Source organism: Shewanella surugensis (assembly GCF_023284005.1).
Lineage (GTDB): Bacteria > Pseudomonadota > Gammaproteobacteria > Enterobacterales > Shewanellaceae > Shewanella > Shewanella surugensis.
In genome coordinates, this window is record NZ_JAKIKS010000018.1 from 24,802 (window position 1) to 37,584 (window position 12,783).

General features: G+C 38.3%; 12 protein-coding genes and 1 pseudogene. 12 read left to right on the forward strand and 1 reads right to left on the reverse strand.

What is annotated here, in order from left to right; translation table 11 throughout:
- Positions 1 to 32 precede the first annotated feature (32 nt).
- The 9 genes from L2764_RS06495 (at position 33) to L2764_RS06535 (ending at position 8,000) form a co-directional block, all read left to right on the forward strand.
- Complete coding sequence (locus tag L2764_RS06495) at positions 33 to 767, forward strand: replication protein P (RefSeq protein WP_248939417.1); 735 nt, start codon at positions 33 to 35, stop codon at positions 765 to 767.
- Positions 768 to 1,994, forward strand: coding sequence for a tyrosine-type recombinase/integrase (locus tag L2764_RS06500; RefSeq protein WP_248939418.1), 1,227 nt, complete (start codon positions 768 to 770; stop codon positions 1,992 to 1,994).
- Positions 1,969 to 2,193 (forward strand): helix-turn-helix domain-containing protein, encoded by a 225-nt coding sequence (locus tag L2764_RS06505; RefSeq protein ID WP_248939419.1) that lies wholly within the window; start codon positions 1,969 to 1,971, stop codon positions 2,191 to 2,193. Before L2764_RS06500 ends, L2764_RS06505 begins: the two co-directional genes overlap by 26 nt.
- Positions 2,183 to 2,548 (forward strand): hypothetical protein, encoded by a 366-nt coding sequence (locus L2764_RS06510; RefSeq protein ID WP_248939420.1) that lies wholly within the window; start codon positions 2,183 to 2,185, stop codon positions 2,546 to 2,548. Before L2764_RS06505 ends, L2764_RS06510 begins: the two co-directional genes overlap by 11 nt.
- A gap of 277 nt (positions 2,549 to 2,825) precedes the next feature.
- On the forward strand, positions 2,826 to 3,752 hold the full coding sequence (locus L2764_RS06515) for a hypothetical protein (RefSeq protein WP_248939421.1): 927 nt from the start codon (positions 2,826 to 2,828) through the stop codon (positions 3,750 to 3,752).
- 155 nt (positions 3,753 to 3,907) lie between these two features.
- On the forward strand, positions 3,908 to 4,162 hold the full coding sequence (locus L2764_RS06520; protein WP_248939422.1) for a hypothetical protein: 255 nt from the start codon (positions 3,908 to 3,910) through the stop codon (positions 4,160 to 4,162).
- Between the two features lie 343 nt (positions 4,163 to 4,505).
- Entirely contained in the window at positions 4,506 to 5,915 is a 1,410-nt protein-coding gene (locus L2764_RS06525) for an MFS transporter (RefSeq protein ID WP_248939423.1), read from the forward strand.
- Between the two features lie 209 nt (positions 5,916 to 6,124).
- Positions 6,125 to 6,847: a hypothetical protein gene (locus tag L2764_RS06530; RefSeq protein WP_248939424.1), complete on the forward strand. Its 723-nt coding sequence runs from the start codon at positions 6,125 to 6,127 to the stop codon at positions 6,845 to 6,847.
- Between the two features lie 331 nt (positions 6,848 to 7,178).
- The gene (locus tag L2764_RS06535) at positions 7,179 to 8,000 is read left to right on the forward strand and encodes a hypothetical protein (RefSeq protein ID WP_248939425.1); all 822 of its coding nucleotides are present in this window, start codon (positions 7,179 to 7,181) and stop codon (positions 7,998 to 8,000) included.
- Between the two features lie 152 nt (positions 8,001 to 8,152).
- On the opposite strand, the gene L2764_RS06540 is transcribed toward L2764_RS06535, so the two are convergent.
- Entirely contained in the window at positions 8,153 to 9,370 is a 1,218-nt protein-coding gene (locus L2764_RS06540) for a hypothetical protein (RefSeq protein ID WP_248939426.1), read from the reverse strand.
- Between the two features lie 273 nt (positions 9,371 to 9,643).
- On the opposite strand from L2764_RS06540, the gene L2764_RS06545 reads away from it, so the two are divergent.
- The 3 genes and pseudogenes from L2764_RS06545 to L2764_RS06555 all read left to right on the forward strand — a co-directional run.
- Positions 9,644 to 10,978, forward strand: a complete 1,335-nt coding sequence (locus tag L2764_RS06545; protein ID WP_376708384.1) for an ISNCY family transposase — start codon at positions 9,644 to 9,646, stop codon at positions 10,976 to 10,978.
- Between the two features lie 474 nt (positions 10,979 to 11,452).
- Positions 11,453 to 11,701, forward strand: coding sequence for a hypothetical protein (locus L2764_RS06550; RefSeq protein ID WP_248939428.1), 249 nt, complete (start codon positions 11,453 to 11,455; stop codon positions 11,699 to 11,701).
- A gap of 62 nt (positions 11,702 to 11,763) precedes the next feature.
- A pseudogene (locus L2764_RS06555) lies at positions 11,764 to 12,063 on the forward strand (transposase); the annotation flags it as partial.
- Positions 12,064 to 12,783: the final 720 nt, after the last annotated feature.

Genomic DNA, 12,783 nt, shown 5'->3' on the forward strand with positions numbered 1-12,783 from the left:
TCACCGTAGGCACTGAACAAGGAGCAATTTTAATGAATAACTCAATGAAAAATTTACATACATTAATGCCAGAGCCTGATTCTAAGTCTGGTGATTTTAATGTAGAGCAGACACAAGAATGGGTGTATTCACAAGCGGGTACAACACAACCTCAGCAATCATATCAGCATCATGAAGTGACTAATTATGAGAAAGAACTGGTCAATAGCGTGTTTGCTAAATTACAGATTTTATTTCCTGTTGCTGGACCTAAAGCCGATCAGGTTGGTGTTCACAAGGTTGAATGGTTAAAGACCTTTGCAGTGCAAAAAGTGAATAGTGAGCAGCTTGTTCAAATTGGTCTTAACCGAGCTCGCAGTGAACAAGGCGAACGGATTTTTTGGCCTTCACCTAGACAGTTCTGCAGTTGGTGTTTTAGTGATAACAGCGATGGCTTACCTCGTTTTGATAAGGCGTTTAGAGAAGCGCTTAAATATTATCGACCCGATATAAAACACAAGCACAAGTGGAGTCATGTTGTTGTGCGTTTAGCGGTTGAAGAAACTGGACAATGGCTATTTGCTAGGGGAACAGAGCAAGCGGTAAGAGATGCGTTTGAGCGACACTTGATGATTTATTCGAGGCGTTTTAAGGCTGGGGAGGATTTAGCCGCGCCTATTCATGAGGCACTGCCTATGCCAGGTAAAGCCAGCAATGATTATATGAAAAATAAGCGCAAGTTGGCCGAGTTTAGAGATAAGTTAAATTTACAATGTAGGAACGGATAAATGAGCAGTGTGCAGTATGGCAAACTCAATGACAGTCAAATTAAAAGATGGTTGGCTGATAGTTCGTCGCGTGAGTTTCGAGATCATCGGTATCCTGAATTGCGATTAAGAGCTATTAGCAAACGCGGCCGAGCATCGGTGCATTTGATTTTGCCCAGTGACGGTAAAACCGCATGGAAAAAGCAGGGCAATTGGCCAAGCCTTTGTTTAAAGACTCTGGTGAATGATTTGCCTAAACGCCTAGCAAAGGTCGCTGCGGGTGAGGTGGTGAACTCGGCTGAGCTGGTAACAGTATCTGATTTACTTAATTGGTATGTGGGCCATATTCAAAGCAATACGACGTTAAGTAAAAGCTGGCGGCGCAATTGTAAAAGCATGAGCAAAACGCACCTTCATCCACGCTTAGGCGATGTGCTTTTGTCGCAGCTTGATTTCATCACAGTGGATACCGAACTCGTTAAAACTATGCTGGCAGATGAGTATGCACCGCACTACATAAGATTGACGGCCAATGTATTAAAGCGGGCCCTAAGTACGGCATGTGATTTGCGTTTACTGAGTCAAGATCCATTAGCCGGGTATCGAGTGCAATTAAGTTTAACTTTGCCTCCTGAAATTGATGCGCCATTAAGTGAAGCTGATTTAAACGCGCTATTTAGTTCACTAAAATCGGCTAATAAGCCCTGCAATATGTTGTTCATGCTGATGATTATGTTTGGCTCGCGCATTGATGAGACAAGGCTAGCAAAATGGTCCCATTTTGCGGGGGAGTATTGGTCTATCCCTGCGTTAGATACCAAAACCAAGCAAGCGCACCGGTTGCCATTAACTGGCGCGGCTAAAGGTTTGTTACGTGTTTATAAACGTTGGCAGTTAAAGCATATCGGCAAACGAGAATATTTGTTTGCTGGGGATCGTAGTGAAGTGGTTTCAATCCGTACGGTTCAGTATTGGAGTGAGTCTATCCGGTTTAAATATTTTACTAGCCATGCATTGCGCAAATTGTGCCGCACGATCATTGCCGATATGGGCGTCGATACCATGGTCGGAGAACGCATTTTAAATCATGCATTGCCGTTGTTGTTACGCACTTATGTGCGCACATCGCTGGATAGCGGCATGTTACGAGCGTTGAATGATTACCACATGTATTTGATTGATAAAGGCTGTGCTGAATTGAACAGAGCAGGGGAGCAGGGTGATGAGCAAAAAAGTGCAGGGCTTTGATATTTTGAAAACTGGGCGGCGTATTCGCGGCATGACGCAAACTGAGGTGGCCCTTCATTATGGTATTTGCATTCGCACTTATCGCAATTGGGAGAGTGGCGCCAGCCCTGTGAGCTATGACGATATTTTGGCATTCTGTGATGATGTGTTTCAAATTCCTTTGGCCGAAGTGCAACGGAGCGCAGCTTATGCAAATTGAGCGAATGAGCATTAAAACACTGCGGCGAGAGCTTAAAACATGGGGCCTATATTGGCGGGGGCAGGAGTACGGTGGTGGCTATGGGAGCCGGAGCGCTTGCGACAAACTCGGTGAAATTCGAATTGAAAGCACGGAACAGCCAGTGCCAGATCATGTTCATCAATATGACCAACAAGTCGAGCAATTAAGTAATGATTGCCGTCGTGCGCTGCGCGTTCGCTATATCTGCACAAAGAATTGGGCTCTAGTCGGGTTTGATTCTGAAAAATCATATCAATATTGGCTCAGACGTGCCGAAGGTGAGCTGTTAGCACTATCTTACCCTAAACATCTAACAGCCTCCCTAGAAATTTAATCACAAATTTTAGTTATGCAGAAAGCAAAAATAACAGTGTTTCATGTAAAAGTGACAACTCGTGGCTTATGCTACATTAAATTTTATAGTGACTAATGGTGTGGAAGAGTGACGCACTGGCTTAATAGCACTCAGAACAGGTGTTATTAGGCCATTCAATGATAAATATATAGTCGTAATAAAGTTCACTAGTCCGGTAAACACCACCGTGGTTGTTATAGGCAATACAAAGAAAGCCTATAACATTGAATAAAGCCAATTTAAAAAGGATTGAGATATGTATGCACAAGTAGAGAAACCGAAAGAGAATAAAAGCAGGACGGTTGCTAATACTGTTGTTCAGAAAAAAGGAAATGGGAAGCAAGGTATTGGTTTCGTAGTTAACAGACCTGAATTCATCGCTCAAAGAAAAATGAGACCAGTAGCGTATAATATTCTTTCACAACAAAGGGATGGGCAAGTTGTTCAATTAAAATGGTATGATTGTTTTCTGTCATGTTGGCCTTTTCACAAAAGGACAAAGGTGCCTGAAGCAGAATCTTTATTGAACAGTCAAGAAGAACAACCTAAGTTTGAACAACACTTGGGAGAGCAGTTTAAGGAATTCTTTAATGAGGACGAAGATTATGAGGCGTTAGAGTCTGCTTGCAATGACGAAAATCTTCGCGGTGTGTGTACAGCTTTGACAGTGGACTGGTTTCTCAAGATTATTGCAGGTGACAATATCACAGAGAACCCCTTAAGAATGCCAAAAAAATTGAAGATACTAGTGCAGGAGCACCAAAAATATCAGAAGAAGGCTTTAAAATCATCGAATGGAATGGATGAATATTTGGAAATGAAAGGTCTTAAACGAATGCTGGTTCCAGATGGCTATGATGATTTTGTTCGTGGCTGGATTGATATGAAAACTGGAGAAATCGGTGAAATGAATTATTTAGAGTTGGAAGTTGGGAAAATGTATATGATGGATTTTGGAGATAAAGGGGGAGAAGGAAGAGGACACACAATTGGGATATTTAAAAAAGAGAATGATCAAATTGTTGTGCGTGACCAAAACGTAGGTCAAGTTGTTGTTGAAAATATGGAAGAGCTTTCAACAAAGTATTCCAAAGCCTTTGAGCAAACTGCGAGAGAACGTATTCAAGGTAAAGATGTTCCCCTATATCGCAGATGGACTCTTTACCATGTAATTCAGAATTAGTTGTTACCGAGTTCGAATGCCCATAACAAAACCTATGAATTATTAAAACTCTTTTTAACCCAGTTGATATGAGAGGTGGGCTGACTTAACAATTCCCTTCTAAAGTGAATCTATCAACAGAACAAATAATTTCCCTCAAAAACCGTGCATTTACCATGATAGAGAAGTATACCACGCGACTTTGGCTTTCAGCCGCCAAAGTCCATGCTTTAAGCCTCAAAATTAGGCGTGGGGGGGAATTCATTCACTTTGATGGTCGTGATGGGTTTATAAGTAATATTGCATCTTCGAATAAGGCATTACTAGAATTGCAATGGCAAGGACAGCAACCAACTTATTTTGAATTTTCGCTAAATGGATCATCTAAAGAGTTAAGCGAAATTAAAAAGAGCTGTAAAGCTTCTTTATAACGTATTCACATCGTTTTTAGAGTTAAGTTTCAGAGTGGCGGATTTCACCACTTATTATCATTTAAATTTTTGCCGTTTTTTGCTAAGATAAGGGCTCATTTTAAGGGGGTCAGAGCTCTTTTCCCTCGAACCCCAATGCCGCGTGGCGTCCAATCAGTATTATGGTAAATCGGCGATTTTTGAGGGAAATTATCTTTATTATTGATCACTATGTTTTTTACTATAATTAATTTGTGACCTTCAAACATTAAAAAAATTGCAACCCTATAGCATGATGCATATCAGTTAGCAGGACATACAACTTAACAGATAAACAGGTGTTGATTATTTTCAAGGAGTGACGATGACTCTTACAGATAAGACTGATTTAATGAAAAATGAAAAATGGCACTGGAAATCAGCTTTATTTCTCATTTGGTTATGCTCATTAGGTTTTTATTTTCATCAATATATGTTTCGACTTATTCCTAGTCTATTTGTTCCCCATATACATGATGGTAATATGTTGAACCCCATACAGCTCAATATGGTATTATTTGTTTTTTGGTTTGCTTATGTGGCTTTTCAATCCCCTGCAAGTGTGATAGTTGATAAATTATCCTTTGAGTTTCTCCTATTAATCATGTCTTTGTTACATATTTCAGGCATACTATTACTCGCAATATCAACTCATTTCTACATGGTGGCGATGGCACTCTTTATTTTAGGTATCGCTTCTAGTTTTTCTTTAGTGTTTAGTCTATATATTGCTAAAAATATTTTTACTCAAAAGATGTATTCTTTAGCGTTAGGTATTATATTTGCGATAGGGGGGACAGGAGCCATTCTATCCAGCTTTATTTTTACACTTTTATTTTCTCAATATGGACCGAGTACTGCATTAAAGTTACTTACCTTTATTCCCGTTATCTTAGTCGTTGTTATACTTTTCTTTATGATGATAAAAAAAAGACGATTTTTATTAAAGAGTAATGCTGTTGTTTCTTCTTTACCTTCATACCCTACTGTTAACAATGATCAATCAAAAATAATTAAAAAACATGCTAATTTAATGAAATCTTATGCGTACGTTTTTTTTCATGCGTTACCTATGGTCTCTTTTTATGCTTCTTGGCTATTTCCTTTTATGGAGGATAAATTGGGTGCTCATAATTTATATACAGAAACATCTGTTGCGACCGTTTTTATTGGTTATATTATCGGATCACCTTTGGCAGGTTGGTTAACGAAAATGTTTTATCATTATAGAGAGTTTATCCTATTTATAATCAGTTTATTAGGCATGGTCATAAGTATATTCGTCATTTATGCTACCTTGTCGAATATGTTAACGGCACTGTTATTATTAATGTTAGGCATGATAAGTAGCTTTACTGTGATGGCGATATCAATTACGGCCGATATTGCGCCAAAAAAAACACATTCATTATCAATGAGTATCAGTAGTCAATGTATTAACTTAGGGGGTGCTGTGGCGCTATTGTTCATTGCAGGTGTTTTTTACTGGTTTGATATTGCCAGTTTTTATCCCAATCTAAAAGAGTTTCATGTTATATTGTTTATTATACCAGTGAGTTATGCTGTGGCCATGCTTATTGCATTATCAATGGCAATATATGAACATCAGTTTGTAACGTTATTGACTGATTTTCAGCACTATAAAACAAATTACAATGAGAATAAAACTAATACCGATAAGTTCATTACTCAGAAACCTTTCATTGAAAAAAAGAAGAAAAACCACCCAAACTGAGTAGATAACAGGCGAGATTTATGGATGAATATTTCAAATATGGAGTTAAACCCTACCAGTGATAAGGCACCTTATCACTGTAAGACTTCCCAGCTACATCTACAAATACTGTGTTAATACCAATGTTATAACGAGAATCAAACCAGTATGCTGGTATGATTTTATTTATATCCTAAACTGTAATAAACATACTATTAAAGGGAATGATTATGGTTGCTTCTCGCTATGTTTACTTTCGTTGTCTTGGGTTCATGGGAATGTTCAGTGTCCTTTTCGGTTGTGCTAATAATATGACTCAGTTAACACCAATTTCAGAGCCATATGTTTTATTTAAAGTTTATGACATATCTGATAGTAGCAAAAATAAAGTGCTCACTTCTTTTTTGAATGATAAAAATGTGAGGTTCACCTACGGAAGTGTACGGAATGACAGAGTTAAAATTTTAGTTGAAAGACAATTTAAAACAAGAGAGTCGATGACTGCGTATTTGTACAGCGAAGCTTGGCGCTTGCCTGATCATGTACGTCACCCTGATAAAGAAAAGGGAAAAGAGCCTGTATTTACAGAATCTTTTCTTGCTCCTCCCCATAAATTCGCCTTTAAAGAAGTCATTGAAAATAAAGATTTCTTCTCTAAATCAGAACAAGGGTTACCTACTTCTATTATCGTGTACAAGTTTAGAGATAAACATCAATTAAACACAGCGGTTGATTATTTTTCAAAGCACATTACTCAAGTAGATCTGTATCAATATCAATTATCCTCATCAAGTTATCTAGCTAAAAATGAGGCTGCTTTGGAAGTTTTGCTAGCAGTTAAGTTTAAAAGTGCTGAGAAACAATTAGAATGGCTTAAAATGAAACGGGGTGTTTTACCACCTGATTTCCATCAAGGTTTATATTGCCCTCACCTTCCAAAAATTACCCTTTGAATCTATTGATAATTAAATAAAATTAAAGTTCCTCTACCAGTGATAAACCGGGTTTATCACTGGTAGCCCAATTTGAATACACCCGTGATAAGAACAGTTATCACTGGTAGGGGGAAGGTTCGATTGGGAGATTTAATAGAGTTTTTTTGTGGAAAGTAGAATGGATCAGTGTAACAATCATTACATCCTGTAAACTCAATCACAAGTTGTTATTGTTAATAACATGATTATGATACTGAAATATATTGTTTTTTAATTATAGTTAGTGAGCAATCGTGAAACCCAATGCATGGATAAAACTTACACTCTCTATAATTAAAGGATTAATACTATGCTTCATAAGCGTTATTTTATTGGATTGTTACTGGGTTTAATCTTAAGCCCTCTAGTACAAGCTCAATCAACCTCTTTTTTTCAGATTGTTATTGATAGAACTGGTTCTATGGATCAAATTCGTCAATCAACAGGCAACACTCGTTATCAAGATGCAATTACTCAAGCGCAAAGCGATCTTGGTAAAGCTATCGCAGAGGCTGCCGCTCAAGGTGGGATATTAAAAGTAGCGGTTGCAGCATTTGAATCAAATACTGGTTTTGATAAGCGTCTTGATTTTTCAGATCCCCTTGATGCCATGACAGAACTCGATAGCCTAAAAAGCTTGCCTACAGGGAATATGACACCGTTAGCTGATGCACTTTGTCATAGTGCTGATGAGTTGTTTACACAAAGTAGTGTAAATCCTTACCAAAGAAATATAGGGTTTTACACCGATTTAAATGAAAATCAAAGTTCAGGTGAATGCTCAGGCTCTGATTGGACAGCAAAAGTTATTCAGAAGTTTTTTAGTGGATTTCCTGCCCCAGTCTTTAATGTCACAATGTTTGCTACCATTGATGAATTGACCCAATCGAGCATAAATACATTTAATTTACGAAAAGCTTTAGCTAAAAATGAATCTAAAGCTATTGTCGAAAATTCATTATTTAAAACTGCCAATGCAATTGCTAATATTCAAGATGAAGTAACTTTCATGACATCTTTGGCTCAATATTCAGGAGGAAGTACTTTAGGCTTTGCTGATGCAGTAGAAGATCCAGTTTTAGATTCAGGTGATTCTGATTGCGGAATATTCTTTCCTTGTATTGCAAAATAAATATTTAAATAAATAGAATACCAGTGATAAAAAAGCCTTATCACTGGTAGTATGAAAGAGTCTTTAGGGGAATTTAAATATTAACTTATTTTTAAATCCCCCCTAATAGCTTCTTTTAAGTCATGCGTAAATACAGATTTTAAAGAAACTCACTAATAACTAAACTCATCTCTAAAATCTGTTTCAATAGAATTTAAATTAGGTTGGTCTCCTTGCCAATCGAGAGCATTTTCTAAGCAAGCATATTTACCATCAACCGGAAGTAAACAGCCTTCTATTACTGCGAAGTTATCAGGATGAATATCTGATGCTCTACCGCCTTGCTGCCAATAGTTTCTAAAAAGCTCTAAATCGATTTTTTCAGTTCTACTTGGATTACTCTGATCTTCTATGTAAACATGTGCATTTTTTACATCATTTATGTCTGGGGCTATTGTATAAGGGAAACCATCTTTGGTGACACCAGAAGAAAATTGCTCAGATAAATAAGCAAATCGACCATCATATAGTGCATTGTATAAACCTTTGAGATTTTCACTTGCATCTTTATATACGTCGCGGTCTAAAGCAGCAGTTCCTATTTTAAGAAGCCTACCATCAGGCATTTTATAGGCTTCTCTAGAATTACCGTTCCCAATCATCTCAAGATCTCTAATCATTTCATCTTTGGTTTGAGTGTTTCGATTAAGCTTTACATTATCAATTTCTAAAAATGGATTTGCAAGTGAAGCTGCTTCTGCAATTACATTATCTGCATAGGCAAACTCATTATTTGAAAAGGAGCCGTGACTCCCTTCACCTTCATACATCGCTACCCCTGGTCCCCCTTCACCTTCATACATCGCTCCCCCTGGTCCCCCTTCACCTTCATAAATCGCTAGCCCTGGTCCCCCTTCATCTTCATAAATCGAGAGATTAACTTCTCGTAGATTGTTATGAGCTAATAATTGATTTCTAATTTGGGAATGATTATCAGGATGACTGTGTTGAAGTTCTATCACTTCAACTTCATTTTTCATATTCCCCTTTCGAAAAAGAATATCTGTGCCTTCAATCCAAAAGTTGTTTTGATCGCTCTTGAAGTATTGTTGTGAACTCACACCACACATATCTTTAAGTTGTTGAAATGAAGCTGCTCTACCTTCGTCGCTTGTTTGATTATCCATAATCTTAAATAACAATTCACGAGCTTGGTCTTTGTCAGTACCACAAAAATAATCAGCTATAATGTCCCATACTTTTTCAAATTTACTTTGCTGTTGCTTGAATTCGATAATATTACCAGCATTTTTTATATGCTCTAGTTCGCTCGATCCGATATTTCGTTCTGAGAAAAAATTGTTATTTGAGGATAATGTTATATTAGTCATATTTATATCAAATGAAAGTGGATTACCTTCTATTCTTACTTAAATAAGCAAGATTTTCTTCTAGATTACGTAAAAACTATAAATTTTAGTTGAAAATTTAGTAAACGAGAGAGATTTTCCCTATTGAACATAATAGAGATTGTATGCCACGCGACTTTGGCACTCTGTAGATCCAATATAGTAATGTCACATTCCCCCAATTTAGAGATGTCACATTTTGGTATGCTGGGCACAAATAATCCAGTGTATTAGATGGGTGCCATGTTAATTACGATGAGCGAAGAAGAGCTGCACCGTATTGGTGTAATTAAGGGCGTTTGCAATAAACAATTAACCCAAATGACCGCTGCGTCAATGTTAGGACTGACGCGTCGGCATATTCAAAGGCTGGTGAATCAATTTCGTCAGGATGGCGAAGTGGGTCTAGTGTCTAAACGTCGTGGACAGGCTAGTAATCGTCGTTTCTTGCCTGAGTTTCGAGAGAAAGTTTTCACGCTCGTTAAGCAAAAATATGCGGATTTTAAACCGACCTTTGCCTGTGAAAAATTGGCTGAATTACATGGGATTAAACTGTCCAGTGAAACTTTAAGGCAATGGCTAATCACAGAAGGATTATGGCGGGTCCGTAAGCGTAAACAGAAAAAAATCTATCAACCCCGTTATCGACGTGAATGTTATGGTGACTTGGTTCAAATTGATGGTTCTCACCATGATTGGTTTGAAGGCCGTTCGGCTAAATGTTGTTTACTGGTTTTTATTGATGATGCGACCAGTCAATTGATGTCATTACGCTTTTGTGAATCTGAGACCAGCTATGATTATATGAATATTACTCGTGAGTATATCGATAATTACGGCAAGCCGATCGCTTTTTATAGCGATAAACATTCGGTCTTTAAGGTTAATTCGCCTAGTCGCAAAAGCAGTAAGCAGATGACCCAATACGGGCGGATTTTGTATGAGCTCAATATCGAATTAATTTGTGCCAACAGCTCGCAAGCTAAGGGACGGGTTGAACGAGCAAATAGAACACTCCAAGATCGCCTGATAAAAGAAATGCGTCTTGCAGGCATTAATACCATTGAAGAAGCCAATGCATGGCTCCCCGAGTTTATGGCGGACTTTAATCGTCGTTTTGCTTGCTCTGCTTATTCTTCACAAGATGCGCATCGTCCAGCGCAAGAGTCCGCTGTTGAACTGGACGATATCTTTACAAGGCAAAGCAGTCGTACAGTCTCAAATTCACTGACACTACAATACGATAAAGTCATTTACTTACTTGATCCAACAGACAAAGCGAAGCGGTTAGTTAACAAAAGGGTTATGATTTATGACTACCCTGATGGCACAATTGCGCTTCGATATTGTGGTGAAGAGTTAACATACAGCGTGTTTGATACGTTGAGACATGTTCAGCAAGGTGAAATAGTCAGTAATAAACGTTTAGGTGCGGCGTTGGCTTTTGCGAAAGAGAGTCAAGAAGAAAGAGCGGAAGAACATCACCGTCATAGGAATAAGAAAGCGGGTAGTAGAAAGGCACAGGCAAGATGCATTAATCCCGTGTTTATGCAGGATGTGGAGTTTAAGGCGAGTTTAACAAGGGATTGAAAAGGTATACGACTCATGTGACATGTCTATTTTGCTCCCTAATGTGACATCTTTAACTTGCCTTAACAAAATAGATCTTTAAATTGATCCTATACATCCTAGATATGGTTTGTTTTAGATGTAAGACAAACACTCATTTTTAAGATCTATTGACATGATTTCTAGGGAGGATGTCAATGGTTTTAGCCTCCTTTCTCGTCAATTTCATGAAAATACAGTGCGCATGCGCGTTTTTACTAGTCTAATATGTAAATGCGCATGTGCGCTATATAAAGGTTATGCATCCTAAATTATGAAATACTTTATTATTTTTATCATAATGGCTTTTGGTCCATTACGGCGTCGGTACGTCCAGCACTCAATAACTAAATACATCAAAAAAGTTAATGCATAACAAGCAGCTCAAGCGGGACCTCCAAGAGCTCCACTCTTTCCGGCCCCTTATCTGGGCGTAAAATGCTAAACGGAGGCAGTATGTTTTCATGGTTAATTAGACTGTCAGGCTTGGCAGTGTCTTGGTACTACACCGACCTTGAGTCTTCTATAACATTTCAGAGTACCTTTTGCCCAATATTAGTAGCTGTTTTTCTTGTATCAATCTTACTTGAAATAGTGGGACCGAGGGGGCGAGGAAGTGGTACAGGCGGTGGCGGTTCAGATGGTGGTGGGTTCTTTGGTGGCGATGGAGGCTGTGGTGGTGACGGAGGTGGAGGTGGAGATTGATTAAAGGTAGTGTTCGTAATTCTGTGTCATTTCCGTACAATAGTTAAAAACAGGGATGACACATGATTCAATCTTTTGATTTTGAAGAAGCCTTAAAAGCGTTATAAGCAGGTAAAAACTTAACGGGTAAAGACGGTATTCTCAGCCCATTAATTAAACAGCTCACCGAGGCGGCACTTAATGCTGAAATCGAACAGCATCTTGAGCAAGATACACAGCCTAATCGTCGCAATGGCATCAGTCAAAAAACCGTAAAACATGCCTCTGGCAGCTTTGAGCTTGATGGGGTGCGCTTGGAAAACGGAAAATACCCCACGCTAAGCAATTTATCGAATAATCCCCGCCTGTACAAAACCCAGCAGTTACGTACAGCATCAACTAAACATGTCCGAAACTAAGCTAAATCACTTATGGACACGTAAATCATTTCGTACAACCATTTCGGTCATAATCATCATTAAATATTAATGAATGGAAAAACCTCAACACCTTGCCATACCTACACATCGATTTCCTTAACAAGGGATTGATAAAAGACACTGACTTGTGTGACATGTCTACTTTGCTCCCTAATGTGACATCTTTAACTTGCCTTAACAGCGACTTTGGCACTCAGCCTAAATCCCTATCGAACGTAGTAAAACACACAATAAACGTTAATAAAAACCTAAAAAATTCCACTACTAAAAAGTAGTGGATCTCACCACTTTGGTATTTCAAGTGAAAATCAATTGAAACTCTCAAAAGTATATTTTTTAAGACATTCCTAAGATCAACTCTATTTTGCTCTCCTATTCAATGCTAGATACAGACTGGGCTAGATGGTAGGTCATTGCATCAGCCTAAGAGAAGTATGCAATCACAGGTTGAAAAGTGACCACTGATAAGTGCCGAAATGTAAGGGGTGTCAGTTGAGTGACCCTTTTTAATGGTTAAAAAGGCGGGTTTTAGTGTCGTTTTAGCCTGAAAATAGGTAATTCGGCACCATTTTACCTAAAAGCGGCAAGATTTTGCCGCTTTTTTCCCATAGAAAACGCTAGGATATTTATAAGCTCGAAGTTGTTGTATTTAAATGGGCCGTC

Bases quoted from the DNA above. Each gene is read 5' to 3' on its own strand.
- L2764_RS06495 (WP_248939417.1), top strand. From the start codon at position 33: ATGAATAACTCAATGAAAAATTTACATACATTAATGCCAGAGCCTGAT.
- L2764_RS06500 (WP_248939418.1), top strand. From the start codon at position 768: ATGAGCAGTGTGCAGTATGGCAAACTCAATGACAGTCAAATTAAAAGA.
- L2764_RS06505 (WP_248939419.1), top strand. From the start codon at position 1,969: ATGAGCAAAAAAGTGCAGGGCTTTGATATTTTGAAAACTGGGCGGCGT.
- L2764_RS06510 (WP_248939420.1), top strand. From the start codon at position 2,183: ATGCAAATTGAGCGAATGAGCATTAAAACACTGCGGCGAGAGCTTAAA.
- L2764_RS06515 (WP_248939421.1), top strand. From the start codon at position 2,826: ATGTATGCACAAGTAGAGAAACCGAAAGAGAATAAAAGCAGGACGGTT.
- L2764_RS06520 (WP_248939422.1), top strand. From the start codon at position 3,908: ATGATAGAGAAGTATACCACGCGACTTTGGCTTTCAGCCGCCAAAGTC.
- L2764_RS06525 (WP_248939423.1), top strand. From the start codon at position 4,506: ATGACTCTTACAGATAAGACTGATTTAATGAAAAATGAAAAATGGCAC.
- L2764_RS06530 (WP_248939424.1), top strand. From the start codon at position 6,125: ATGGTTGCTTCTCGCTATGTTTACTTTCGTTGTCTTGGGTTCATGGGA.
- L2764_RS06535 (WP_248939425.1), top strand. From the start codon at position 7,179: ATGCTTCATAAGCGTTATTTTATTGGATTGTTACTGGGTTTAATCTTA.
- L2764_RS06540 (WP_248939426.1), bottom strand. From the start codon at position 9,370: ATGACTAATATAACATTATCCTCAAATAACAATTTTTTCTCAGAACGA.
- L2764_RS06545 (WP_376708384.1), top strand. From the start codon at position 9,644: ATGAGCGAAGAAGAGCTGCACCGTATTGGTGTAATTAAGGGCGTTTGC.
- L2764_RS06550 (WP_248939428.1), top strand. From the start codon at position 11,453: ATGTTTTCATGGTTAATTAGACTGTCAGGCTTGGCAGTGTCTTGGTAC.